This is a genomic window from Catenulispora pinistramenti (assembly GCF_018274385.1).
In the GTDB taxonomy this organism is placed as follows: domain Bacteria; phylum Actinomycetota; class Actinomycetes; order Streptomycetales; family Catenulisporaceae; genus Catenulispora; species Catenulispora pinistramenti.
This window is the reverse complement of the sequence record NZ_JAAFYZ010000028.1, coordinates 1-24,333: the sequence shown is the minus strand read 5'-3', so window position 1 is coordinate 24,333 and position 24,333 is coordinate 1. Positions and strand designations below refer to the sequence as shown.

Here is a 24,333-nt window from a genome sequence, read left to right as displayed (position 1 = left end):
TTACAAGGGTCCGTGTGCCGGGTGGCCCCGCTCTGGAAAGCGAGGCCACCCGTGTGCTCCATCCGCACCACCGCACGGCAACGACCCATCGGTAGTACGACAAGAAGGAGCAGTGACAACATGCTACGACAGAAAGCCAGGCGTCTGATCCTCGCCGGCTTCACAAGCGAGCTGAAGCTCTGACGAACTAGTTGCGTCGCGATTTTCCTCTGACACCCTGGACGACCGGCGCCGAGGCGAGCTCCAAGGCGTTCTCTAGGGGCGACAGTCGGCCCGTTTGCCTGAACGGTCGGCATGACGGTCGCAAAGGCGAATATCACCTCGATGGTGCTCGGAACCTCCTATCCTAGGATTCGAATTGCGTACTCAACGACAATCAAGGCGGACGAGACGTTCTCTCGCGCTGGTGACGCTGGCAACAGTCTTCGTCGTCGGTGCCGCTCAAACATCTGTTGCCACCACAGTCCAGAAACCACCGGATTCACCGTCGGGTAAGCGCCAGACTTCGAACCAGCCGCAATCTCCGGCCGCTCAATCGGACCGGGTGAACGATCCAGACCAAGTGCTGCCCCGCGACTGGCGGACGTCTACAGACCGCGCAGTTCAGGTCGTCGGCGATGGTAACGGCCTCCACGTGTTGGTGGCGGACAGCAAGAACGCCTATCAGTGGCGCGAGGCCACAGTGTTGTCGGAGCCGGGGCTTACCGACGATCAGTGGATCGGTAACGCCTGTGTGACTGGATCCGGAACGCACGCGGTCGTTAGCTACGCGCCACGCTCTGCGTCGAATGACGCAACGATGTTCGAGCGAGGTGCGTTCGCCGCAGTCGTCGATCTGGATACCGGGAAGGTTACGAAGCTTCCGGTGACGACGACGCTCGCCTACTTTAGTCCCGGCTGCGGCGTAGGCGAGTCGGCGGTACTTACCCAAGAGAATTCGGCGGCCGGGCAAACACGGTTGATACCGATCGACGCGGCGACTGGTTCGGTCGGAAAGATCGTTACGGTCCCGGGTCAGATAACCTCCGCGGTTCCGGTAGGGAACAAACTCCTCGGAGCCAAGGGCTCCGTCCTCGACTCGATCGACGGAAGCGGGGCGGTGACCGAGGTCGCCCATGGCAAGGGCACATTGTTCGATCTGCACCCGGACGCGCACAACGGGCTGGACTACGTCGAGCAGGATGCCTCGTCGGCGACAGCCAAGCGGATGGCGGGTGGCACTGTTTCGATTTTGGGGTCCGGCCCGGCTTCCGCAGTCGGTATCGCAGCCGGCACTGCGGGCCGCGTCTTTATCACCGGGGAGGCTAAAACGGTCAAAGCCTTGCCGGGTGACGTCATGCAGGTGGCAGCGGACGTGGACAGTATGGTCTCAACCGAAGCGCGATTGGTGGTGCGCTCGGCCCAGCCGGCCGACCTCGGGCAGCGGATGGCGCAGACGCGAGTCGCTGGGTCACCCGAGGCTGACGCTTCGGTGCCGGCCCCTTTCTCCATCAAGGCGGACATAGCTGGAACGTCGAAATCGGTCGACTTCACGGTTGCCTCCGACCAGCAGTCGCCAGCCGGTGGCGGCGTGCCAACGCCCGCTTTGATGCGGATGGCTCCAACGTCTAAGGCACACGGCGTCGGGACGGCGGCCACGACCGGATCGCCCACTGACCCGGTCGATGCCGACCGATCTTGTTCTGTAGCCCGCAATGATGCGAACACGCAGGTCTACCAGCCAACGCCGAACCAGGTCGAGTGGGCTGTGGACGACGCGGTCCGCGGCATCCTGAACGTACAGCGGCCGACGAACTGGAAGAACAGTGGTTTGGCGGCCTGGACCCCGCAGGGCATGTTCCCGTCGATCCCGCTGGTCGGGACCGACGGACAGCCACTGCCCGGATCCACTGCCCGCGTTCCGGCCCAGGTGCTGCTCGGCGTGTTGGCCCAGGAGTCCAATCTTTGGCAGGCCACAGGTCACGCGCTGCCAGGCGAGTACGGCAACCCGTTGGTGGCCAATTTCTACGGCGTCAAGGTATCGGCCACTCCCGGCTACGACCCAGGCTCGTGGGCGGTCAACTGGTCGAAAGCCGACTGTGGTTACGGTGTCGGTCAGGTGACCGACGGCATGCGGATGGCCGGCCAGGAGAAGCCTGGCGAAGTCGCCCTGCCGCCGGACGAGCAGACCGCCGTCGCGGTGGACTACGCGACCAACATCGCTGCCAGTCTGCGGATCCTCGAGAGCAAGTGGAACGAACTGCACATGCTGGCGCAGCCGATCACCCTCAACAACGATGACCCCTCGAAGCTCGAGAACTGGTTCGCGGCCCTGTGGGACTACAACGAGGGCTTGAACATCCCCACCGCCGGCATGACTGCCTGGGGTCTGGGCTGGTTGAACAACCCGGCCAACCCGAACTATCCGCCGAACCGGCACCCGTTCTTGGACAACAACACCTACAGCGACGCCGGGCACCCGCAGGACTGGCCGTACGAGGAGAAGGTACTTGGCTGGGCGGCTTGGCCCATCGACGCCGGCTACTCCTATGACGACAACGGGCTGCAGAACAATGGGAACACTCACGGTTACCAGGCCGCATGGTGGAATGCCGTCGGAGACCGGACGACTGTGAAGCCGCCGCTGAACGCCTTCTGTGACGCCAGCAACGGTTGCGACCCCACCAACCCGCCGAAGTGCACGACTCTCGCTTGCAACCAGGCCTTGTGGTATCACCAGTCGGTCACCTGGAAGACCTGCCCCGCCGATTGCGGCAACGAGACGATGACCTATAAGACGCCACGCAGCGAACCCGGTGACGCGCACGGCACCACCTATCCGACCACCGGAGACTGCGTCCTACCGAACGCCCCGAACACCAGCGTCGTCACCTCGGTTCCGGACTCAGCACCGATCCAGGTCGGTTGTGCTTCGGGCTCGAAAACGGCCGTCGACGCCGGATCGTTCGCCTTCAACTTCTACGGGGACGCCAGCGGCGCCTACGAAGCAAAGGAAGACCTGCACCAACTCTCCGCAGGCTTCGACGGGCACATGTGGTTCGCCCACACTCGCGGTGCCGGTACCCAGGGAGCGCAGTACAACTATGGTGGCGGACCAGGCGGCAACCTGACGGTCACAGGAACGTGGACGCCGTCGGCGAAGCTCAATGGCTGGGTGCGAGTCATGACTCACATCCCTGACATCGCAGCGACCACACAGCAGGCCGCGTACGTGATCAATACGGGCGACGGCAAGTCCGAGACTCGGATCATCAACACTCACCTGAGACAGAACACCTGGGTGAGCTTGGGGACCTTCCAGTTCACGAACAGCGGATCGGGACCGACCAGTGTGTCCCTGAGCAACACGACAATGGACGGCGACGGCACCGGCTCGGCGGACATCGCGTGGGATGCCATAGCCTTTCAGCAACTGCCGGGCCAGCCGTCAGACTTCGTAGTGGCGATGGGCGACTCATACTCCTCCGGGGAGGGCGCCGAACCGTACCTGCCCGGTACAGATGTGGGCCCGTATGCGAGCCAGGACACTTCGACCTCGCCGGACGCGACTTGGAACGCATGCCGACAGAGCCAGAACTCGTGGATCCGCCTGACTACGCTGCCGCACCAGACCAACACCATCGGCAAGACGGCCGATGTGTTCGGCGACAGCCTCGACTACCAATCGACGGCCTGTTCGGGGGCGTATACATACAACTTCGGCCCCGGTGAACTCGTTGACACCAAAACGAATCAACCTATCTGGGGCACTATGGGCCAATACCACGAGGTTCCACAGATCGCTGCGGGGTTCCTTGACGAGCACACGACCCTGGTGGCGCTCACTATTGGCGGAAACGATGCCGGGTTCAGCGACGTTGTCAAGCACTGCGTCGAGCTCGACTGTCCCGCGGACTCGAAGGTCAAGGGGGACATCGTCGCTGCGACGGCGAATATCCCGGGCGTCCTGGCGGCGATCCACGACAAGGCGCCGAACGCGAAGATCGTTCTGCTGGGTTACCCCGAGTTGTTCAACGCCCCCAACGTCATCCTCGGGTGTAGCGTCATGGCGTCCTCGAACGCGTCCCAGCTGAACGGCTGGGCCGACTACATGGAGACCCACGAGGCCGACGCGGTGGCGACGGCAGTTGCCAGCCAGGCCCACGTGCCGGCGACGTTTTACTGGCCGAACGCCGAGTTCTCCAACCACCGCATCTGCGACAACGCGACATCTGGGATCAACGACGCCGTCGCGGCGCCGACAGGACCTGGAGACTTCTCCTGCCCTGGCAGCAAACTGCCTTGTGGCAGCATGGAGAGCTACCATCCGAACAACACCGGCACACCCATCTACGCAGCGGCGTTCCTGAACGCCCTCAGAGCGGCAAACTACTGATAGACCACACTCGCCGAGGGGCCGGGAGCAGGCTGGCCATACTGCTCCCGGCCCCCCGGCGATCAACTGCAGGAGGAATTGACGCGTTGCGTAGGGGATTCATTATCGTGATGTCTGTTGTCATCGGTGGGGCCGTGCTGTACGGGGCGATTCTGCTCATCAGCTGGCACCGCGACAACTCGATAGCAGACAAGCAAGAGGCTGCGGCGAGCAAAGTGATCGAGACGAATGCGGCCAGCTACCTCGCCGCCGCCGCGACGGCGCTTCACGCCGGCCCGCTGACCGTAGGACAGCTGAAAACGCTGGCCACGACGAGACCCGGTCCAGACAGGGTCGATGCCGTGGACAAGAACGGCACGGTGGTGATCAGTTTCGCTATGAGTGCTCGCTATGCTGACCCGGGGTCTATCAGCGATGGGCTGAAAATCGCTTGCTTCCAGGGCACGGTTCAGCGTTCAGAATCGGTTGCACCGGAGCCTGCCGAAATCTCGTGCACACAGGTCAATCCGCTTCCCAACCCGAACGCGCAAGTATCGCTGCCGCCACAGTAAGAGGTTTGATCAGGCTAAGCTTGAATCCGTCGGGGATCTTGGTGGTCGAGGTCAGGTGCAGAGGGTTCGCCGGGACTTCGAGCGGTGGATTCCCTGGTGGTCAAGAAAGGTCTGGAGGGCGGTCGGCGGTCTTGCTGGGGAGGTTTCCTCGGCAGTCGGCCGGGCGCTGAGGCGCTCGATGTTCACGGCGATGGCTGTCAGCACGTGTTGCACGTGTGCTTTGGGCTCTTCTCGGTAGCGGCAGCGGCGCATGCCGTGCCCGTGGGCAAAATCGTTCATGGTGCTCTCAACTCCGGAGCGGATTGCGTAGCGGGTCTTCCAGCCGGGTGTTTGTTGCTCAGCGCGGACGCGCACTTGCAGGTCGCGCAGTTCTCGCGCGGGGAAGCCCACGTTGCGGGCGCCGTCGCGAGAGCTGGTGCACTGCGTGCGGGCCGGGCACGGTTGGCACTGGCCCTTGGTGAACCGGGCGACGATCAGCGGGGCCGCGGTGGGCAAGGATGCCGGATGGGGCCCGTGCCAACCCTGGCTGACCTGGCCCTGCGGGCAGGTGACTTCTCGGCGGTCGAAGTCGATGTGGAAGTCGTCCCGGTCGTAGCCTTCGTTCTTGCGGTGCTGGCCGGTGGGGTTTCCCGGCAGCGGCCTGCTGACGGTGACCTGGGGTTCGCGGGCGGCGCGTTCCAGGTGGACCAGGGAGGTGTAGCCGCCGTCGACCAGATGCTCGACGGGCAGTAGTCCGCGGCGCGCGGCGGCCGAGGTGGTGGCCACGTCCGTGATCACGTTGACGCTGTCCGGGGCACAGGTCTCGGTGAGGTGGGCGGCGAACCCCTTCCAGTTGATGATGTGGCCGTGGCGGACGTAGCGCGCTGTGGCTTCGTGGGGAGAGACGATCGCCAACGAGGAGGGCAGCAGCCCGCCGTCGTCGGCGGTGCGCCAGCGCAGGCGGCCGGCAGTGTCGCGGAAATGGTTCTGCATGACGATCTGCCGCAAGGCCTCGGCCTGTGGGCCGGGCCGGTATCCTGATCCGCTCTGGTCCAGGTGCTTGAGCAACTGGCAGGCGTCCTGCGGCCAGGATCCTGGTCTTGGGCCGTGTGGGGTTTTTGCCCAGTCGCACCGGACGGCCGTAGCGGCGTCCCCAGTCCTGGTCGACCAACCCGACCAGCAGATGCCCGGCCATGCGAGCTACCTCCTCCAGCGCGGCGCGGACCGACTCGGTGACCAGCTCCAGCCGCGTTAGATCGCGCACCGCAGCCAGGACGTGGGTGGAATCGGTGCGCTGCGTGGTGCGCTCGCGCACGAGTCCGACCTGCTTCAAGCGGTCCAGCGCCAGATCCAGCAAACGGTCGGCGCGGTCGTCACAGGTCAGCCGTTCGCGGAAGTCGGTCAGCACACTGTGGTGGAAGCCCGGATCGTCCAGGTCCAGGCCAGGGCGTACTTGAAATCGATGCGGCAACGCACCGACTCAGCAGCCTGACGGTCCGACAGGTCGAGCAAAAACTGCAGCACACAGACCGTAGCCAGTTGGGCCGGGGAGAGCTCGGGACGCCCGTCGCGTGGATACCAGCCGAGGAAGTCCTCATCGCTCCACAGGCCGTCCAGTCGGTCGCGCATCCACATTGCCGTCGTTCCACCTGGATTGCTCGTCCGCGCGACCTGCGCGGTCAAAGCCGGAACATGCTCACTATGACGGGGACGGACGGACAACGAGCACCTCAACTCACTGCGACAATCCTTCGAACGAGCCCGAGTATGCATCATCAGACCACTGCTACAGCGCGGCAGCACCAAGATCCCCAACAGAGTCAAGCTCAGACCTTCCGATCCAGTTGGTGATCGGCGCTATCGGGAACGCGACTCACCTGATTTACGATCTGCGACTCGATAGCCGCTCGGATTCGCTTAGCTGACGAGAGCGACGGTGTTCGTACGCTGTTGGGCAGTTGATCGGCCGCGATGAGCTCTTCGGCCCGGAGCGCCAGGGCGGCCTGGAATTCGCGACCCGACGGGCGATGACCCAGCCGGTCTGCTAGTTCTGCAAACACTGCATACCCGAGGTTGGTCCAGTCGGGGCGCTTGTGTGGTGGAGTGGCCTGGTCCGGGCTTGTTCCCGCGTCCACCGTGCCCGGTTGGTCGAGGAGGTTGCGCGGGTCGGTCGGCAGTTGATCGGCCCGCGCACTGCGGTGGTCGGCCAAGAGGCTCTGCAGATTGAGGAGCCGCTCGACGACGAGCGGGGGCAGGGTCGCTACGGCCGCCAAGAGCAGGTCACGGGCGGTCGGGTCGATCAGGTGGCCGACCTTCTGAAGAACGTGGTCTAGCGCGTTGCAGCCCAGGGTCATCGCGAATGCGAGGCGGGCGTTTCGGAGGACGGGCTTCTGGCCCGGGTGGTTGGCCGGGAGGCTGTAGCCGACGGCCAGCGCCGTGAACGCGTAGGCGTCCAACGCGGCCGGCAGGAGCCAGGCTGTGAACGGCCCGAGGTTGAGCTGACCGCCCAAGTGGTACAGCGTGTGGGCGCTGATCGCGGCTGCGGCGACCTCGGCGGCGGTGCCGCCGATGCGGGCGATTCGGACTGCGCTGATCGGGGCCGTGGGCGGGTCGGTCAGCGGGGTGGCCGTCGGGTGAGCCATTGTGGGGCCTCCGTAGTGATGTGTGAGTGAGCGCGTTGAGCGTCTGGGCGGTCTGTGGGCGGGTTGTCACTCGGGATGGGCGGCGCTGGACGGGCTGCGACCGACCAGCCACCAGAGGACCGGGCTGCTTGAGCGCCTGAGCGCAGGCCAGCGACGTTCTGGGCGGTGCGAGAGTCCACCTCCGCGGCCTGCCTGGCCGAGGGTCAGGGCGCGAAGAGGGCCGGCGGCCCGGGTGGGCCGCCGGCCGGTCACGTCAGCGCCCGCGTCGGGCGACGGCGAAGGCGTAGGCCTGAAGCAGGTTCCCGATGAAGTTCGCGTCAGCCTCTGAGATCCCGACCGGGACGGAGAAGCAGACGACCCGGCCGTCGGGCAGGTTGAAGTTCACGCAGCAGTCAGTAGGCGTTGATGCCTGAGATGCGGGGCCGGGCATGGGACCACGCGGGACCTGCGTAGGCGACGGCCTGGGTTCGGTGTTCGTGCTCACTGGATTGTTCCTTTGAGGTTGGAAGCGATCTTGTTCGAGGTCGATGGGCTGATGTGGCGGCGGGCGTGCCCATTCCGGCGCCCGGCTGCGCGTATGGCGGAGACGCCGCGGTCCGAAAGGACTCACTCGCGGGTATCGCGGTCTTCCTCGTCCGCGCGCTCGACCTCTTCGATCAGCCGCTTCCGGTTGAGCCGCAGGATCAGGGCGGCGCCGATGCGCTCCACGTGCTTCAAGGGAATGCCGGCGTCGGCGACGGCTGCGCGGTAGCGGTCGGTGGCGACTTCTAGGTCGCCCTGGGCGTCTACCAGGCGGCCCGACACCGTCCAGATCTCGTCGGCCGCAGCCGTGACGGCCTCTTCCCCGACGAGGTAGTTCAGCATCGCTTCGTCGTTGCGCGACTGAGTGCTCATCGCGTGGGCTCCTGCCGGTTCCAGGGCGCCGCTGCGCCGATGATCGAGGTGAGGACTGTCGCGGGAGTGGTGAACGTGGCATCGAAGCGCAGCGTGGGAGCCGTGATCCGCCATCCGCCCGGATCGTTGCGGTGCGGTGCGGCCCAGGCTGCGCGGGCGCGACGATCTGAGGTGACCCACCAGCCAGCGCCCGTGACTGAGCGGCGGAAGGCGCTGCGGTCCGGGATCAGCCCCGTTGCTTCCAGAGCTCGGATGACCGCGCGGCGATCGGCGCCGCCGCCCAGCTTCGTTCTGCAAGTTGCCGCACTGGCCAGCGCTGCCTTGTGCAGAACTACGGCATCGGCGAAGTCGATCACGGCAGCCCAGGCGGTGCCCGCGCAGGGGAACCCAGGCAGACGTGCTGCGGTGATGGTCGCGCGAGGAGATGCGAAGTCCGCTGCCATCCGGATCCTGACCCGGCGGCTGGGGTCGATCAGTATCCACGCCGATCCCGGCCGATGCCGACTTGCGATGGCCGCGGCGTGCCACCCGGATGCGAGGAGTTCTTCACCGACTCGCCGTTGTGCGATGAAGGCTGATGACGTGCTCATCGCTCGTGCCCCTTCGCCACCTGGTCCGATGCTGGTGTGAGCGAGGCGGCCTTCGATCGGCCCGGCAGATTGAGCGCGAAGGCCGTGATGACCGCGCCCGGTGCGTGGGCCGTGGCGTCGGCGGAGAAGCCGGGGCCGGAGATCAGCCAGCCGCCGGCGTCGCCGAGATCGCTGGTTGCCGGGCAGCGCTCGCACGGCGGTGTGAAGTTCGGAAAGCGGAAGACGGCGGACACCGCGCTGTCGCGCCGTCTGAACTCTGTCAACGCGGGCCGCTTGTGGCCGCGGGCGACGTGGCGGGTAAGGTCCCATCCCGCTTCGTCCAGCAGCTTGCCGTCAGGGGCGTTGTCGAAAGCGGCGAGTGCGGCGGCAGTGACTGCCAGCGGCGGCGCGTCGTAACACGTGAAGCGCCACGAGGGTCGACGCCCGCGGTGCCGACGGCCACTGCGGTCGGGTTCCGAGAACGCCACGCATGACCTGATCAGCTCGGCCATCTGACCGCGCTGGCCTTCCACCGTGAGGATCAAGAGACTGAGGTCCGGCGCCGCTTGCGGCTTCCAGACGGTGGCGCGATGCGCCCCGGGGTGCTTGCCTTGCGGCTCCTCCTGCGACGTCCAGCCGAGAGGCCGCAAGGCTCTGCCGACGGCTGCGGCGTTGGCCAGCTGAACGCTGGTAGTCACGGGCGTGCGAATGGGCATGGTTGGCTCTCCTCCTCAGCGGGTGATGTCGGCTCGGCGGTGGGTGAATCCGCAGGCTGTCAGCCAAGGGCTGAGCCGGTCGGGGGCAGGTGGGAAGTTCGTGTCCCGGATCGTCATTCGGATGGCTCCAGTTCGATACGGCGGCCAGGGCGGGCTGTTTTGGGCATGGCTCCGCCCAGGCCGCGGCGCTCTGAGTTCTTGTGATCGGCGGCCGGTGGTCTGTCGCAAAAAGCTGCGACAGCCCAGCGGCGGCTGTGGTCAGGCGTCTGCGGGTGGACCGGTAGGGCGCGACCGCGGGTCAGCGCGGTCCACCGTCAGTGCCTACGAGGAGTGCGGCGCGGTCGTGTGACCGCGCTGGGTCAGCGGGGCGCCCGCTGAGAGGGGATGAACGGAGAGGCCCAGGCCTTCGGCAGCCGTCCGAGGTTGGACAGCACGATGTCGAGCTCGGTGAACTTCGCAGCCATCGCTTCGGCGCGTTGGGCGTGCGGGCAGCTGCCGTCGCAGCACGGGACCGGGGACTTCACGGCCCGCGTGGCGTTCGCGGAGAGCTCGCGCAGCTCCGCGATAATGAGGTCAAGGCTCATGACGTGCTCCTAACTGATCTGTGATGGGATCGTGGGGTGGTCGGTGCCTGATTCCCGGCGGCGGGGCCCTAATCCCGCCGTCGGGGCGCACCTTGAGGGGTTTGCCTTCTGCGTTTTATGTCCTTTCCTCGGGCTCGACGCGAATCACTTCAATTCGCTTTCGCCCTCAAGTTCTTATGTACCCAGGATATCTTGATAAACGCACAGGTCAAAGCCCTGATCCGCCATTTCTTCACCCATATGGAGTACGACTTCCGCTATTTGTTATTCAGATCATTCGAGGAAATTCCTTGACCGCTCGCGGCGGGCCCTCAGGCCGGCAAACCACGGCGCCCCCCGACCCGGCTGGGCTTCTGTGAGCGAAGCGAACGGGGGTGGATAGAGCAGTAGGTGCTAGGTAGGCCGGAAGGTGGAGTGACGCGATCAGGGCGTCGCGGCGGAAGCCATAGAAATCGTGGTAACCATGATCGTCGGACTGCGGCGTCAGCCCTGTAATCCCCCACTGACCTGGCGTTACAGGGGTTCTACGGTGCCTGCTGCCCGCGCCACCTGACGCGCGGCCCATCGCGTTCCCGACTGCGCCGTACACCGCGCCGGGGCTGTCACTGAGCGGCAGTCGGACGGGTGGCGGCGAACAGATCGCCACCTGAGGTCAATGGATCGAACCGCACGACTTCGCCTGGTGCGGGCGCGTCCAACACCACCGGAACCCCTCGGACGACGCCGAGATAAATTGCGACGTGATGCGCGAATGCCGTGCTTCCATAGAAGGCGAGATCCCCGGGCCGAAGGCTATCCAACTCAATCTTTACACCTTCGACATATTGCGCAGTTGCCACTCTGGGGATATCGACTCCTGCCGAGCGGTAGGCAGCTTGTGTGAGCCCGGAACAATCATATCCCGGGTTGCCTGTTCCACCCCAAATGTAGGGTCGCCCAATCTGCTTGGCGGCGAACGCGATAGCGGTGGCGGCCTGCGGGGACGGTGCGTCGTGTTCTGCGGCGGCGATCAGGTGGACGTAGTCCTGTGCCGACCACAGGCTCTGAGTGCCTCGTGGATCGGCGGCCACGGCGTGCCACAGGTGAGAGAGCGGCGCAGCAATGGCTGCGGTTACTGCGCTTGCTGCCGCTGAGATGAAGACGACGAGGAACAGGAACGCGACGGCCGCGGCAGTGGCGACACGTGCGGGAACACCCATCACAACGCTCCGATCGTGAGGATTACACAGCTGCGGCCTCGGACGAGTCCGAGGCCGTGTCGGGTGTAATTTCTGCTGTAATCCCTGCTCAGGAGGCGATTACAGGACGTTCGGTCGCTGTGGAACACCAAGGTGATCGCAGGCAGCCTTGCCCAGTCCGGCCAGCGTGAAGCGCCGTTCAGCGAACGTCGGTCGCCAGACCGCCCCGGCGATGTCGGCAGTCTGCGGGTCACCGACCGCAGTGGCGGCTGGTACTCCAGTGCTGCTCTCGGCGAACAGCTCATGCAGGTGCTGCTCGCGACCTGGGGAGCGGAGCCAGAACAGCACAGGAGAGCAGGTGTCGGCGGCCTGCATGAGGTTGTCGTAGCCGAGCCACTTCGTGCAGAGCCGGTGAAGCGGCTCGGTGCCTGTGTCGTACTCGAGAAAGAATTCGCACCAGGCCTCGCCGTCGCGCCATCGACCGAAGCCGTCAGGCCTGACGCGACCGGGGAAGAGCTGCGCAGTGGACCACTCTGATCGCCAGTCCTCCAGCGCAGCCCCGGAGCCACGCACGTGTCCGTGCGCGAGAAGCCGGCAGAAGAGCTCGTTGACGCCTCGCAAGTGGTCCAGGTCCTGGCGGAGTGCGGCCGCGATGGCCGCCTGCCCGATGCCGGCCGGCACGGCGCTTCGGGCCGGGAGGCCGAGCAACTTCAGCGCCTTGGCCGTGGCGACGCAGTGAAGCTGAGATGACCCGGCGGCCGGAGGGCGGAACGTCTCGATCAGGCCTGCGTCGCGCATCGTGCTGATTCGCTTGCGAGCGCGGGTGTTGTCGGTGAACAGCGCGCTGGTGATTTGTCCGCTCGTGAGGACGCGATGCTCGGCAATGAGTCGGAGCATGCGGGCGTCACGCGAGGTGATAAGGTCCGCAGCCGCGTGACTCGCAGTGCGAGCGGGCTGGGCACGCGTCTTGGCTGCCTTACTGAACGACATAGCTTCCTCCGTGGGCAGGTCGGCTGGCTCGGATTACGCGAGGCCCTGATTCCGAGGAGATGGCTCGGCCTGCTCGATTTCTCGCCGTCGAGCGCTGGTGGCCTCCCTGGACAGCTGCCTGATGCGGTCAGCGCGGCCCGGGATGGCCGAGGGAAGCGGGAGTGTGCGGAGCGTGAAGGCCGGCGCCTGCACTCCATCGACGTTCAACCGGACGGCTGCCTGGTACCCGCCGAGGTGCGCGAGATCGTGCTCCGTGAGCATCGGCGACGTGTGCACCGCCAGCGCTTTGGCGTCCTCGGGAGAGCAGGCGAAGAACACCTTGTTCCGGGCGTTGGACGAGATGCCTTCGCGCAGGTCCGTTGGCATCTGCGCCAGGTTCTGGTGGGCGAGCGTGAGAGACAGTCGATAGCCGCGAGCTTCGGCGAGCATGTCTTCCATCGAGATCGGCATCGACAGGAAGTTGTGTGCCTCGTCCAGGTACAGCGCGGCATCGATGCGGGCGCCCTCAGCGGACTTGGTTCGTGCTGAGGCCGCGTGCCAGGTCGCTGCGACCACGAAGCTGCCGAGGAGCCGTGCCGTCTCCTCGCCCAGGACGCCCTTGGGGATCCTGACCAGCAAGATTCCCCCATTCAGAACTTCGCTCAAGTCGATCGTGGAAGCGGGGTCGCCGACGGTCGACCGCACGAAGTCTCGGAGCAAGAAGGCTCGTAGCTTGTTAAGGAGCGGGGCGACGACGGCTGAACGGCCGGCTTCGGAGAGAGCGTCGTAGCCCCGCCAGAAGCCACGCAGAACGTTGTCGTCGCCGGAGAGGCGAGACAGGGTTCTTCGCCGGACGGCGTCATTGGTCAGAAGCTCCGGCACGTCCATGAGAGTCGGGTCCTTCACCCTCGCCAGCACCTTGCTCGAACTGGTGGCTTGCAAGGTGAGTAGCGCCGCCCGCAGAACGTCGTCGGTGCGTGGGCCCCAATGCGCGGAGAAGATGCGGCGGAAGATTCCGACCAGGTTGTCGACTAGGAGATCGTCGTCTCCGGCGGCCGAGGCCAAGACGTTCAGCGTCGGATGCGGATCGGGAGCGGTCGGATCGATCAGGATGGTGCGCCGACCAGCTGACTCCGGGAGCCGTTCGAGAAGATCTGGGACGAGGTCGCCCTTGGGGTCGACCACGACAACACCGCGGCCTGCTGTGACATCGTCCAGGATCAGACCGCCCATGAGGGTGGACTTCCCGGATCCGGTGGAGCCGATGATGTGCAGGTGCTGACGTGCATCGGCGACTTTCGGTCCGACGATGCGAGCGGGGCCGGCATCCGTTTCGCCAAGCGGCTTCACGAATCGGCCGGCGGTCGCGACAGTCGGAGCCGGCGCGACTGAGCGGGCTCCAGCCCGCTCGACGCCGAGTGCGAAGGCGTCGGTCGGCAGGTGGGCGACGCTGGCGAGCTCGGCGTTGTTGAGTAGATCTCCACGGTCGAAATGCCGACTGGTCAGCTTCTCGATTGGATGTCGCAGCCGCCTGCGGGCCCACCAATTCCGCTCGGCGAAGACACCGAAGGCGGCGGCGACAGCTCCCGCCAATCCTCGCAGCCGGTCGCCAGGCGGTCGCGATCCGATCGGGCCGACGGCCGCGACGACGTATCGGATCTCGGCTTCCCACAGCGATCCTGTTGTCTTTGAAACGGCTGCACGTACCTCTGCGGCGACCATCGGATCCGTGCGGGCGCCGAGAGGTAGGGGGACGTTCTTCACTCCGGGCGTCAGCTCGTCCAGCACTGAGAGCACCATCGTGGGCCGACTGGTTCGCCGTAGACCCATGGCGTGGCTTCGCAGGCGATGCACCTTTCGCCGTGCGATCCGTAACCTGCGGCCCGTGGCCGGACGAGCAAGTACCTGCACTGCGATGTGCTCGTCGGGTCGCAGGCCGGCACCGACTCCGAACAACGGTCGCAGTGGATCGGAGTCGTGCTTGGTGTTCAGCGGGAGGACTTCGGTCTTGGCCAGCCGAAGGCGCCCGCCTGTGGCTGGGGCGACCGTTGTCGACGGGATTGGGCTGGGAGCCGGCTTGAGCACCGTCGTGTGTGCCCCGGGCCATGCTGACTCCACGGCCGCTTCGACCAACCTCGGCGGAACGACTCCCGGTACCCAGATCTCAATCCGTGTGTTCGTATCGCTGAAGCAGTATTCGAACGACAGGTGTGGTTGGCCGTCGAAGAACCGCCGCCATGTTGGACGAAGCATGGCGTGTACGTGGGACCAGAACTTCGACGCGGCATCTGCGCCGACTTCCGGCGGTAGCTGCACTTCGACCAGCCGTGCTCCGGTAGACATGAAGCGTCGATGGCGAGCGTGCAGCACAAGGCGTGCACCCGCCGCCGTTCCGGTCAGGGCCAGCGCGGCAGGCGTAGCGACCTGCCACCACGTTTCGAGGAAGCTGCCGATGACGCGGCCGGCCGAGCTGAGGAAGGACTGTGGGCTGTTGAGGAACTGGATCACCGGGACCTGGGGCGCTGAGGCGTCGCCGTGCATCTCAGATGCCCTCGCCCTCGGGCTCGGCTGTTTTGGACTCTTCGAGCCTTGCCAGCTCCGCGGGGTCGGTGGTCGCGAGAAGGTGTTCGTCGTTCGAGGCGACGGCTGCGAAGGCAGCGCGGCTGCTGCCGATGTTGATCAGACCGGTTCCCCGGGTGGCCGTGAGCAGATAGGCGCGCTCCCCGGCAGATAGCCGGAAGGCCGCAGCGACCTGCTCGATCGCCTGCGGCGCCTGCCGGAGGAGGATCTGGGTCGCGGCGTTGGCGATGACCGCTTGGCCGAGGTCGGTACCGAGCAAGTCGGGAGCGTCCTGAGTGATGACCGCGAGGCCGGCCCAGTGCTTCCGGGCTGCCTTGGCCATGCGGAACAAGAACCGCGCGCCAGCTGGCTCCTTCATCAGCAGCCAGGCCTCATCGACCACACACAGTCTTCGGCGCCGCTCCGGTGAGGTGACCTGCCTCCAGATCGCGTCGAGAACGAGCAGTGTGCCGATCGCCTTCATCTCTTCGGGGAGCTGTTTGAGCGCGAAAACCACCAGGTGGCCGTCTACGGCTGTAGTTGTCGGCCCATCGAAGAGCCCTGCGAAGGATCCGCTGGTGTGCGGAGCCAAGCGACTCGCAAGCGACCGGGCCTCGTTGCTACCCCGGGCGGCGAGGACAGCGGCCACGTCTGCAAGCGTCGGAGCATCGCGAGTGTGGGTGCGAACGTCCTCGGTGATCCCCGCGCGCTCGTAAGCCGTGAGGACCGCTGAATCGAGCTCGGCGCGCTCGCTGGCGGTCAGCTCCGCCCCGAGGAGCACCGCGACGACTGTGTGGGCGAACAGCGTCCGACGCTTCACTGCGTCGTGTGACTGTTCGTCTTTGGGCAGGTCGAATGGGTTGATCCTTACTCCGGGTGCCCCGAGCTCCAGCACGGTACCCCCGACAGCCTTGGCCAGCCGCACGTACTCCTGCTCCGGGTCCACGACCAGTACGTGGACACCGGTGTAGAGGGATCGGAGGATGTCGAGCTTCGTCAGGTACGACTTGCCGGACCCCGATCGGGCGAGGACGACGGAGTTGTGGTTGTCCAGGGCCCACCGGTCGAAGCAGACCAGGCCGGCACCAGTGCCGTTTACGCCGAGCAGAACCGGTGAGGTGGAGCCGACGACTTGTGCGAGCTGGTCGGACGTGAACGGGAAGCAGGCTGCCAAGGCGTCGGTGTCGAATGTCCGACGGATCTTCAGGCCATCGATCCCGAGGGGCAACGTTGTGGTCCAGCCCTGAACGCTGCGGAAGGTCGCTGGCACCAGCCGCAGCAGCATCCCGTCTGCCACGGATCGCACCGCCGCGACAGTTTCGTCGAGATCCGCTTCGGTGCCGGCAAAGACGGTCAGGTAGATACCGACGTCGAACAGGCACCCCTCGCCGCAGGCAACGCGGTAGGCGAGCTCCCGTGCGTCCGCCGCGGCAGATTCTGTCATCGGATCGTCCAGCCGCCCGCGTTCTGCGGTATGGCGACGACTCGACTCCATGCGAGCACGTTGTTTGCGGAGCCGGTCGGCGGCGATCCGTGCGGGGATCGGCTCGATGTGGACGGCGACGTCGATCCGCGCGGGGTAGGACAGGATCGGCTCCAGCCAGCCGTTGCCGACCTCGGCAGGGTAGCCGGCCACGGCGAAGGTCGCGGCGTGGGTGGACTCGCCGATTCTGAGCTTCTTCGTCTCGACCGCGAGGCTGGACGGGCCGAGGCCGAGCTTGTCCTGCCCGCGTTGTTTCGTCTTCGTGCTGATCGGGAGGATGGTCGCTGCGGCGGTCGCGATGGCCAGGGGGCGCATCATCGGGCTCCCTTCATCGGTAATCGGGGTCGAGTGCGGCGGACAGAGCCAGCTGCGCGGCGATCGAGTCCAGCGGAACGGCGTCGATCTCGGATGCGGAGAGCGCGGCGGTCTCCGCAATGCGACGTGCGGCGCGGGGCGCATGCTTCGGGTCCAACTCGCGTGCCGTGACCAAGAGGCTGCGATGCAGTACTGAGCCGGAGGCGTTGATATCGGCGAGGAAGTCAGCGTGGTTCTGTGCGGCGGCCTCAAGCAGGGGATGCGGCAGACGCGGTGCCGAGTCGCGCAGAGTATTGATCTGCTTGCCAAGGTCCGCAGGCGTCGTGCGCGAGGTAATCTGCACCGGCCCGGTCAGCGAGTTCAGCCATCGGCCAAAACCACTGATGAGCAGTGCTTGTTCGCCCTGGGTGCGCAGTGCGAAGTTCACTGTGGATGCCGACGCGAGCGCCGCACACCCGTCCGGGCCGAGATCCACTGCGCCGTCATCGCGAAGTTGCCGGACAGGAAGGCCGAGCGAGGCAGGGGTCTTCGGGGCGTTGCCCTGAAACAGACCCGAGACGAAGGCCGGCGGGTCTTCTACGCCTTCGGGCGCCATGACTCGTCGCTTCGGCGACAGCGCCTGGCGGATCGCCGCGAACAGCAACTGATCGACACTCATCCCGTCGCGTTCGGCGGTGACGGCGATCCCGAGCAGCACCAGGAGCAATCCGGCTGGAGCGGCGAACATCAGCGGTGGGACGGACGAGCGCAGAGCGAGCCAGAGAAGCCAGAGCCCCGCGGTGGTCCCGCCGAGGATTACACACTGGCGGGCTGTCGCGCCGAACATGATCTTGTCTGGTTGCGAGACGTCCTGGGGGATTCTGGCGGTTCCGTAGTCCTGGGTCATGGCCGGTCAGCCCCTGTTCCTCTTCTTGGCGGTTGGGCCGTCGGGCTTACGTGTTGAAGTGCGTTTTGCTGGGGCGCCAGATGTGCGGCCAGCAGGCCGTTCTGCGCTTGTGGCAGGCGTATGCGGCGTGGGGGCCGGTGGAGCTGACTCGTGTTGGCCGTTTGGGCGCTGAGCCGCTGGTGCTGTCTTGTTGTGAGGCTTCGCCTGGCGTGGCCCGGCCGAGCTGCTGATCGGCGGAAACAGGCCTTCCTGGACTCCGCGGTTCGGGAGTGGGTTCTCCACACGTTCTTTGGCGAGCCGGTCGAGCCTGGTCGAGCGGCCGGGCGGGAGCGCGAGCGGACGTCGGGTTGGACCTGGCGGGATGGTTGAGGGCTGGCCGCTCGGGCCCCGTCCATGCGGCGGCCCGGGGTGCCCGGAACCGGATGATGAACTGCTTTGGTGAACGGTCGCGGTCGCGGTTACCGTCTCCGGTCGCGGGGACCAGCCGCCGAGTCCGCCGCCGTCTTCGGGCCGCGGGCCTCCGGACGGAACCAGCCCCGCGCCCGGTGTGGGCGGGCCGGGCCGGAAGTTGTTGTGCCAGACCCCCGAGGTGCGCTGCCGGGCCTCCTGCCCGCCAAGGCGGCTGCGTGCAAGGGTGAACGCCTTGTAATAGATGAATGAGCGGGCGAGTCGGCCAACCATTGTCGCGCCCATCGCACCACGCCCTAGCACCACCCTGGTGGTCCAGATCGGGATCTTGATGAGGGCGAATAGCAAGACGAGACAGAGCAGCAGATCCACTAGGCCGCCACCTGAGGGGAGCCCGAGGATCGTGTCGGCGTTCGGGTCGAAGAAGATCTGGATGCTGGTGATCAGGACGAGCGCTTGTGCGACCTGCGTGGCCAGGCAGCCGATGATCGCTCGCCACCAGAGCCGGGCGAGCGGATCGGTCTGCGGGAGTGCGTGGCAGGCGAGGGCGAGCGGAGATCCGGCTGTCAGAGTCAACAAGATCGCTGCACGAATCAGGCAGGTGATCAGCAGCACGATGCCCATGACCGCCACCGCGCCGCCGAGGAGTACCAGGAACAGCTGGGTGATGCCAGATGGCAGAAACAGCTTGTCGACGATCATCGAGGTCAGCCGCGAACCGATGCCCTCGGCGGACAACTTGCTGTCCATCAGGGCTGCGGCGAGAGCGTTTCCGAGGGACACCGTTTGGGAGATCGCCCACAGTGAGGCGTTCGAAGCGACTGCCCCGATGACCAGGCGCGGGGCGATCTCCTTCATCGAGTAGCGCGTCTGTACCGTCTGGTGCCCCATGACGATCACCGCGCCAGCCAGAAAGAACAGGATGTAGAGCGTGTTGGCGGTGATCAGAACGCCTGTCCACACCTGGGCGACGCGGCCGTCGGACACGTCAGGGCTCGACAGCAGTGTGTCGCCGATCAGCTTGAGCACCGGCTCCAGGGCGGACTTCACCAGGTCACCGAACCAGGTGTCGATCGCCTTTTCGATTTGGCCGGGGACGTCCCACCACGACGGATCAGACCCGCCGGCCGGCGTGAGACCCGGGCCGACTGCCGGCGGCGGGGACATCGTGCCGCCGCCAACCAGCGGACCGTAGATCCCTGGATCGGCGCCTCCGGCTGGGGACGCTGGTGCGGGAGGCGTTGGGCCTGGCGGGGTGGGAGCGGCGTAGGCGGTCCCTGAGGTGAGCATCACGAGGCTTGTGGAGACACCCGCCAGTAGCATCGCTCGGCCGGTGCGGGAGGTGTGGGGACGCACGTCAACGACCGGTGCGTCCGGAGTGGACGGCGATGAAGCGGCTGAGCCAGTCCAGGCCGGTTGGGAGCGTGGCGAGCGGAGCCTGACCAGGACTGGGGATGACGATCACCCTCCTGGTCGGAGCCACATGTGTATGCGCTGAGCAGCCTGAGGCTGCTACGACGAGGCTGAGCATGGCGACGGCGGCGAGGCTTCGGCGGATGAATGACGGCATGGCGCTGCTCCTGTGTGGGGTGATGGCGGAAGTCGGCACGGACGCGGCGCGATCACCCCGCACCGAGGATCTTGTGCAGAATGCTGACCAGCCCAGGGGCAAGGATCGCGACGGCGTATCCGATGGCCGCCGACCTCAGAGCACCCTTCGCCTTCTCGACCTCGCCCGGATCGCCCGAGGCGATCAGGTATTTGACTCCGCCGATGGTGAGGAACATCGTGGCCAGGCCGGTGAGCAGCCCGACCAGCCAAGTTGTGACGTTGTCGATGACCTTGTCGAGTGCGGCTGCGGCGACAACGGTGTACTGACCGGTGTCCGCGTGAGCGCGGGTCACGGCAAATAAGGCCAAGACAGCTGACGTTGCCAGGAGGACCGCAGCGCGGATCTTGTGGTTCGTGTCGTTCACGATCGAGCCTTCCCGTCGGTGCTCCGGGAGGGCTGACAGCCATCCCGTCGCACCTAGGAATCAGCTACTTGACGCAGATCGGGTCACCGCGGTTGAGCTGTATGGGGATGCTCAGGCTGCGAGCGATACGGAGTTGACCGTGGACCGGACGCGGGCGTGCTTGAGGTCCTTCCGCGTCGGGATCGGCTGGCCGGTCAAGAAGGCGACAAGCCGCGCTTCAGCCTTCTGGCGGCGGATCTTCGCTGCGTTCGCGGTGATCCCGAGGCATTCGGCTGCCTCGGCCAGGGACACCTCGTCCAGCCTGGTCATACCGATCAGATCGGCCTCCGCACGGGTGATTACGTCGGCACGTTCAGCCCGGGCCAGCGCCACGTCGGGATGCGCGCAGGGCATCGCCGGCGGCATCGAGCCGATGAACGAGTAAGGCGCCGGTGCTTCGGTGTTCGCAAGCGCGACCTTCACGGTGGCACGCCAGGTCGCCCAGCGCAGCCGCACCAGGATCCCGGCCCGCTCTAGGTCGACGACTGCTAGGTGGGACAAGAAGGCGGCGACGACCTCTGCGGCTAGGTCGTCCTGCCGGATTCCGTCGAACTTGGCGCAGGCGCCGGCCGCGATCCGCTTTAGCATTGGTGCGGCCATGCCGACAGCGGCCAGGCTCCAATCGCCGCCGTCACGGCGCGCGTTGCGGGCGATCATCGCCCACACGCGATCGCAGGCCTCGGCGGCCGGGCCCATTAGCAGGTGCTTCGCCTCGGCCAGCGACACATCGCGACGGGCCCAGTCGGATCCGAGCATCGTGCCCGGAATGGACAGCATGGCTGTGTCGGAGAAGCGGGTGAGGAACGCCTCCTCCGCGATCGCGATGGAGGTGGCCTCGAACGACTTGCTCGTGGTCGTCAGGGACATGGCGGGCTCCCTTGCGTCAGGGGCTTCGAGGGGCCGGGTTCGACCCGCCGCCAAGGCAAGGGACCGGAGACGTAATGAACGTTTAGGAAGCGTGTAAACGCCCAGCTCAGAGCGCTGTAATCGTTCTCGGCGACCACATGTGCGTAACGGGTGGTGATTAGGGGTGCGTACTGCGAGGAAGCTGATTCGGACCTGCGGTTACATCGCTAAGCCGGGCCCTTCGGAGGTGAACAGAGGCGACAGACAGCGGTGGCGTAACCGGCTGCCACAAAGATCACTCGGGCGCGCAGCCTCGCACCTCGTGGCCACGGGAACAGGGGTGACCCCGTCTTGGCAGGCGGTGACTGATTCCTAGGGGTAAAAGCGATCACGGCCGCCTCGGCCGGGACGCCATCCATCGGAAGGAAGCCCTTGCGAGCTCCCGCCGCGAGCACCCCACCCGACTCAGCGTCATTCGCCGTGCCACCGCTGCCCTGGGATACGGCTCAAGACAACCCGACTATGCGAACCGGAGACAAATACCTTCCGGAGTCCGATGCCCACCCGCCGAAGGTGCTTCCTGCGGTCGCCGCGCACGCCATCGCCGCTTACACGGAGTCGGGCGACCTGGTCGTCGATCCGATGGCCGGGATCGGAACCACCCTTGTAGAGGCGATGCGCCTCGACCGGATGGCCATCGGCGTGGAGTACGAGCCGCGGTGGGCGGCGCTGGCGATGCAGAACGTCGAGCACGCTGTGAACCGCGGTGCGCCTGGGTTCGCGACCGTCGTGAATGGCGACGCTCGTGAAATCGAAGCGCTCGTCGGCCGGGATGTGCGGAGGAGGGCTTCGCTTGTGCTTGCTTCGCTGCCATGGAATCTGGGCGATTCGTGCTGCGACAGCAGCGCGTTCGTACAGGTCTTGTCCAGTTGCCGCACGCTGCTGAAGCCCGATGGGTTCCTGGTCATCGTCGCCAACGCCGGACGCGGTCTTGGCCAGGCGGGCGACGTCGCCGCTGTGGCCGTTGATGCTGTACTCGACGCCGGGTTTGCTCTACACGAGCGCTGCCATCTACTCCTCGCCCCACCAGACGATGAGCCGATGGGCTGCGCGGCGGACACTCCGCTCGTGGTGGCTCGCGCTGGTGGCCCTGACGATCACTCGATGGAGAACACAGGCTGTGGTTGCGGTCCTGACCTGCGCTATAACGCATCGAGCAGGAGATCGGCGTGAACGAAAAGGCTACCGCGCGTCCAGATGTGATCGACCTTTGTGAGATCTGGCGGGTGACGGACTTCCCGGAGTCCGTGCCTGCTGATTCTGGCCCGAAGTTCCTTTCGCTCGGCTTCGCGGAGCCTCTGGCAGGACCCGTGAAGCCGCACTCCGATCGATCCGCGCCGCCTGTGCAAGGAGCCTGATGCCCAGAGACGAGTTCCTGACCATCGACCAGGTCGCCGCTGAGCTCTGCGTGGCACGCAGCACCTTCTACCGGTGGCGGCGCCTAGGGCTGGCCCCGGAGTCGTTGAAACTGCCCAACGGCTCGATCCGGATCCGGCGTACTGCGTTGGAGCGATTCCTTCGGGACTGCCAGAACCGGCGCTGAACCAGCACAACCGGCCGGCCCGCTTCGGCGGGCCGGCCCCGCACCACGGAGGTACCACCATGGACCCGTCCTACGACGTCCACATCTGGAGTATCCAGGAGTACAAGGGTAAGAAACGGACAACGCACCGGCTCCGATGGTTGGTGGCGGGAAGGACGTTCACCGAGTCGTTCGTGACGTCTGCGCTGGCTGAAGCGTTCCGCGCCAAGCTATTGACAGCAGCTCGCGAGGGTTTTCCCTTTGATACCGAGACTGGTCTGCCGGAGCACATGATCGCGAAGAAGGCCGTGCCGAAAGGGCCGACCGTCTATGAGCACCTGGTCGAGTACGCGGAGATGAAGTGGCCACGTCTGGCGCCGAACTCACGCTCAGGTGTGGCTGAGACGCTGGCAGTGGTGGCTCCGGTGCTCAGTCGAGACCTTCCTGGTCGGCCCGATCCAGTTGTGCTGCGGCGCGCCCTGTACCGCTACGCCTTCAACTTCAGCCGGAGTAAGGACACAGCGCCACAGGACGTCACTCAGGCGCTGGACTGGATCGTGAAGTCTTCTATTCCGCTGAAGGACCTGGCAGATGCCATGGTGGTTCGCAAAGCGTTGGACGCCCTGAGCCTCAAGATGGACGGCAGTGCAGCCGCGGCGAAGGGCGTCACGCGAAAGCGTGCCGTGTTCTACAACGCCTTGGGCTACGCCGTTGAACTTAAGCGGCTACCGACCAATCCCATCAATGAGATCGGCTGGAGGGCGCCGAGGACGACCGAGGTGGTGGATCGGCGCGTGGTGGTCAACCCGGTGCAAGCCAGAGCTCTGCTGTCAGCGGTCGAGAAACAAGGCCGGTACGGGAAGAAGCTGGTGGCCTTCTTCGCCCTCATGTACTTCGCAGCGCTGCGGCCATCGGAGGCAAAGAGCCTGCGTGAGGATCAGTGCGAGCTGCCAGAGCAGGGTTGGGGGACTCTCCATCTGGCGAAGAGCGCGCCGCGGGCTGGCTCGGCCTGGACAGACAATGGAAAGCCGCACGAAGAGCGGGGGCTCAAGCATCGGGCCGTTGACGATGTACGACCGGTACCGGCTTGTCCGGAGCTGGTGAAGATCCTGCGCGATCACGTTGCCAACTTCCCACCCAGGAACGGCGGCCCGCTGTTCGTCGCGGCACGCGGTGGTGTGGTCAACGACAGCATCTATACCAAGACCTGGCGCGACGCCCGCTTCGACGCACTAACAGCCCGGCAGTTCGCCTCGCCGATGGCGAAGCGCCCGTACGACCTCCGGCATGCTGCCGTGTCCACCTGGCTGAACGCGGGTGTTCCGCCGACCCAGATCGCCGAGTGGGCCGGCCACAGCGTCGAGGTGTTGCTGCGGGTCTACGCCAAGTGCATTGACGGCCAGGACGAGGTTGCCAGGCGACGGATCGAGGATGCGTTGGGAGGGCCGGACGGCGCTTAGCCCGCTGAAACTTTGTCGCGTATTTGTCGCGAGCAGTGATCCACAGCGGTCCGGATCGCACATCAGTGGCAGTGTGAACAAACAAGCCCCTGACCAGAGTTCACCTGGTCAGGGGCTGTTTTGCCTGGATGTGGCGGGTGAAGGATTCGAACCTTCGAAGCTTTCGCGACGGATTTACAGTCCGCTCCCATTGGCCGCTCGGGCAACCCGCCAATAGCACGTCCCGCAGCTCCGATCGAGATCGGCTCCGTGGGGCGACGGCACAACAATAGCGGATTCCTGGGGGTGCTTCGCCACTCGGTTGGGTGGTGGGGGTCTGGTG

At 65.8% G+C, this 24,333-nt stretch carries 21 protein-coding genes and 1 tRNA gene; 5 read left to right on the top strand and 17 right to left on the bottom strand.

Features of this window, described 5'->3' with window-relative positions:
* Positions 1-406: 406 nt before the first annotated feature.
* Together KGQ19_RS11175 and KGQ19_RS11170 are read left to right on the top strand one after the other, a co-directional pair.
* The gene (locus tag KGQ19_RS11175) at positions 407-4,375 is read left to right on the top strand and encodes an SGNH/GDSL hydrolase family protein (RefSeq protein WP_212009019.1); all 3,969 of its coding nucleotides are present in this window, start codon (positions 407-409) and stop codon (positions 4,373-4,375) included.
* Between the two features lie 110 nt (positions 4,376-4,485).
* Complete coding sequence (locus KGQ19_RS11170) at positions 4,486-4,926, top strand: hypothetical protein (RefSeq protein WP_194896542.1); 441 nt, start codon at positions 4,486-4,488, stop codon at positions 4,924-4,926.
* Positions 4,927-4,977: 51 nt separating this feature from the next.
* Here the strand turns inward: KGQ19_RS11170 and KGQ19_RS11165 are convergent, their stop codons facing one another.
* The 16 genes from KGQ19_RS11165 to KGQ19_RS11095 form a co-directional block, all read right to left on the bottom strand.
* Positions 4,978-5,973 (bottom strand): transposase, encoded by a 996-nt coding sequence (locus KGQ19_RS11165; RefSeq protein ID WP_212009018.1) that lies wholly within the window; start codon positions 5,971-5,973, stop codon positions 4,978-4,980.
* 333 nt (positions 5,974-6,306) lie between these two features.
* A complete protein-coding gene (locus KGQ19_RS11160) occupies positions 6,307-6,588 on the bottom strand; it encodes a transposase (protein WP_212009017.1) in 282 nt (93 codons plus the stop codon).
* Positions 6,589-6,731: 143 nt separating this feature from the next.
* The gene (locus KGQ19_RS11155) at positions 6,732-7,547 is read right to left on the bottom strand and encodes a hypothetical protein (RefSeq protein WP_212009016.1); all 816 of its coding nucleotides are present in this window, start codon (positions 7,545-7,547) and stop codon (positions 6,732-6,734) included.
* 253 nt (positions 7,548-7,800) lie between these two features.
* Entirely contained in the window at positions 7,801-7,932 is a 132-nt protein-coding gene (locus KGQ19_RS50975; protein ID WP_267254939.1) for a hypothetical protein, read from the bottom strand.
* Positions 7,933-8,153: 221 nt separating this feature from the next.
* A complete protein-coding gene (locus KGQ19_RS11150) occupies positions 8,154-8,441 on the bottom strand; it encodes a hypothetical protein (protein WP_194896540.1) in 288 nt (95 codons plus the stop codon).
* On the bottom strand, positions 8,438-9,031 hold the full coding sequence (locus tag KGQ19_RS11145) for a hypothetical protein (protein WP_194926426.1): 594 nt from the start codon (positions 9,029-9,031) through the stop codon (positions 8,438-8,440). The genes KGQ19_RS11150 and KGQ19_RS11145 overlap by 4 nt, the downstream gene beginning before the upstream one ends.
* Positions 9,028-9,726 (bottom strand): hypothetical protein, encoded by a 699-nt coding sequence (locus KGQ19_RS11140; protein ID WP_194896538.1) that lies wholly within the window; start codon positions 9,724-9,726, stop codon positions 9,028-9,030. The genes KGQ19_RS11145 and KGQ19_RS11140 overlap by 4 nt, the downstream gene beginning before the upstream one ends.
* Positions 9,727-10,085: 359 nt before the next feature.
* Positions 10,086-10,310 carry a hypothetical protein gene (locus KGQ19_RS11135; protein WP_194896537.1) on the bottom strand — a complete coding sequence of 75 codons (225 nt, stop codon included), beginning with the start codon at positions 10,308-10,310 and terminating at the stop codon, positions 10,086-10,088.
* Between the two features lie 602 nt (positions 10,311-10,912).
* Complete coding sequence (locus tag KGQ19_RS11130; RefSeq protein ID WP_194926425.1) at positions 10,913-11,509, bottom strand: C40 family peptidase; 597 nt, start codon at positions 11,507-11,509, stop codon at positions 10,913-10,915.
* Between the two features lie 99 nt (positions 11,510-11,608).
* Positions 11,609-12,478, bottom strand: coding sequence for a replication-relaxation family protein (locus KGQ19_RS11125; protein ID WP_212009015.1), 870 nt, complete (start codon positions 12,476-12,478; stop codon positions 11,609-11,611).
* 33 nt (positions 12,479-12,511) lie between these two features.
* Complete coding sequence (locus KGQ19_RS11120) at positions 12,512-14,998, bottom strand: type IV secretory system conjugative DNA transfer family protein (RefSeq protein ID WP_212009014.1); 2,487 nt, start codon at positions 14,996-14,998, stop codon at positions 12,512-12,514.
* A gap of 1 nt (position 14,999) precedes the next feature.
* Positions 15,000-16,814 (bottom strand): VirB4 family type IV secretion system protein, encoded by a 1,815-nt coding sequence (locus KGQ19_RS11115; RefSeq protein ID WP_212009054.1) that lies wholly within the window; start codon positions 16,812-16,814, stop codon positions 15,000-15,002.
* Between the two features lie 13 nt (positions 16,815-16,827).
* Positions 16,828-17,700 (bottom strand): PrgI family protein, encoded by an 873-nt coding sequence (locus KGQ19_RS11110; RefSeq protein WP_194896533.1) that lies wholly within the window; start codon positions 17,698-17,700, stop codon positions 16,828-16,830.
* A 6-nt stretch (positions 17,701-17,706) separates the two neighbouring features.
* Positions 17,707-19,275 (bottom strand): TrbL/VirB6 family protein, encoded by a 1,569-nt coding sequence (locus KGQ19_RS11105; RefSeq protein WP_212009013.1) that lies wholly within the window; start codon positions 19,273-19,275, stop codon positions 17,707-17,709.
* A 455-nt stretch (positions 19,276-19,730) separates the two neighbouring features.
* The gene (locus tag KGQ19_RS11100) at positions 19,731-20,084 is read right to left on the bottom strand and encodes a pilin (protein ID WP_212009012.1); all 354 of its coding nucleotides are present in this window, start codon (positions 20,082-20,084) and stop codon (positions 19,731-19,733) included.
* A 111-nt stretch (positions 20,085-20,195) separates the two neighbouring features.
* Complete coding sequence (locus KGQ19_RS11095) at positions 20,196-20,990, bottom strand: hypothetical protein (RefSeq protein WP_194896531.1); 795 nt, start codon at positions 20,988-20,990, stop codon at positions 20,196-20,198.
* Positions 20,991-21,449: 459 nt separating this feature from the next.
* On the opposite strand from KGQ19_RS11095, the gene KGQ19_RS11090 reads away from it, so the two are divergent.
* The 3 genes from KGQ19_RS11090 (at position 21,450) to KGQ19_RS11080 (ending at position 24,011) form a co-directional block, all read left to right on the top strand.
* Entirely contained in the window at positions 21,450-22,202 is a 753-nt protein-coding gene (locus tag KGQ19_RS11090; RefSeq protein ID WP_307856390.1) for a TRM11 family SAM-dependent methyltransferase, read from the top strand.
* Positions 22,203-22,386: 184 nt separating this feature from the next.
* Complete coding sequence (locus KGQ19_RS11085) at positions 22,387-22,572, top strand: helix-turn-helix transcriptional regulator (RefSeq protein ID WP_194896529.1); 186 nt, start codon at positions 22,387-22,389, stop codon at positions 22,570-22,572.
* A 59-nt stretch (positions 22,573-22,631) separates the two neighbouring features.
* The gene (locus KGQ19_RS11080; protein WP_194896528.1) at positions 22,632-24,011 is read left to right on the top strand and encodes a tyrosine-type recombinase/integrase; all 1,380 of its coding nucleotides are present in this window, start codon (positions 22,632-22,634) and stop codon (positions 24,009-24,011) included.
* Positions 24,012-24,142: 131 nt separating this feature from the next.
* On the opposite strand, the gene KGQ19_RS11075 is transcribed toward KGQ19_RS11080, so the two are convergent.
* Positions 24,143-24,223: transfer RNA gene (locus KGQ19_RS11075), tRNA-Tyr, on the bottom strand.
* Positions 24,224-24,333 lie beyond the last annotated feature (110 nt).

What these genes read in the sequence shown, in the direction of transcription:
- KGQ19_RS11080 (WP_194896528.1), top strand. Translation starts at nt 22,632, where the DNA reads ATGGACCCGTCCTACGACGTCCACATCTGGAGTATCCAGGAGTACAAG.
- KGQ19_RS11095 (WP_194896531.1), bottom strand. Translation starts at nt 20,990, where the DNA reads ATGTCCCTGACGACCACGAGCAAGTCGTTCGAGGCCACCTCCATCGCG.
- KGQ19_RS11105 (WP_212009013.1), bottom strand. Translation starts at nt 19,275, where the DNA reads ATGTCCCCGCCGCCGGCAGTCGGCCCGGGTCTCACGCCGGCCGGCGGG.
- KGQ19_RS11140 (WP_194896538.1), bottom strand. Translation starts at nt 9,726, where the DNA reads ATGCCCATTCGCACGCCCGTGACTACCAGCGTTCAGCTGGCCAACGCC.
- KGQ19_RS11155 (WP_212009016.1), bottom strand. Translation starts at nt 7,547, where the DNA reads ATGGCTCACCCGACGGCCACCCCGCTGACCGACCCGCCCACGGCCCCG.
- KGQ19_RS11135 (WP_194896537.1), bottom strand. Translation starts at nt 10,310, where the DNA reads ATGAGCCTTGACCTCATTATCGCGGAGCTGCGCGAGCTCTCCGCGAAC.
- KGQ19_RS11115 (WP_212009054.1), bottom strand. Translation starts at nt 16,814, where the DNA reads ATGCGCCCCCTGGCCATCGCGACCGCCGCAGCGACCATCCTCCCGATC.
- KGQ19_RS11085 (WP_194896529.1), top strand. Translation starts at nt 22,387, where the DNA reads ATGCCCAGAGACGAGTTCCTGACCATCGACCAGGTCGCCGCTGAGCTC.
- KGQ19_RS11110 (WP_194896533.1), bottom strand. Translation starts at nt 17,700, where the DNA reads ATGACCCAGGACTACGGAACCGCCAGAATCCCCCAGGACGTCTCGCAA.
- KGQ19_RS11120 (WP_212009014.1), bottom strand. Translation starts at nt 14,998, where the DNA reads ATGCACGGCGACGCCTCAGCGCCCCAGGTCCCGGTGATCCAGTTCCTC.
- KGQ19_RS11125 (WP_212009015.1), bottom strand. Translation starts at nt 12,478, where the DNA reads ATGTCGTTCAGTAAGGCAGCCAAGACGCGTGCCCAGCCCGCTCGCACT.
- KGQ19_RS11150 (WP_194896540.1), bottom strand. Translation starts at nt 8,441, where the DNA reads ATGAGCACTCAGTCGCGCAACGACGAAGCGATGCTGAACTACCTCGTC.
- KGQ19_RS11145 (WP_194926426.1), bottom strand. Translation starts at nt 9,031, where the DNA reads ATGAGCACGTCATCAGCCTTCATCGCACAACGGCGAGTCGGTGAAGAA.
- KGQ19_RS11170 (WP_194896542.1), top strand. Translation starts at nt 4,486, where the DNA reads ATGTCTGTTGTCATCGGTGGGGCCGTGCTGTACGGGGCGATTCTGCTC.
- KGQ19_RS11130 (WP_194926425.1), bottom strand. Translation starts at nt 11,509, where the DNA reads ATGGGTGTTCCCGCACGTGTCGCCACTGCCGCGGCCGTCGCGTTCCTG.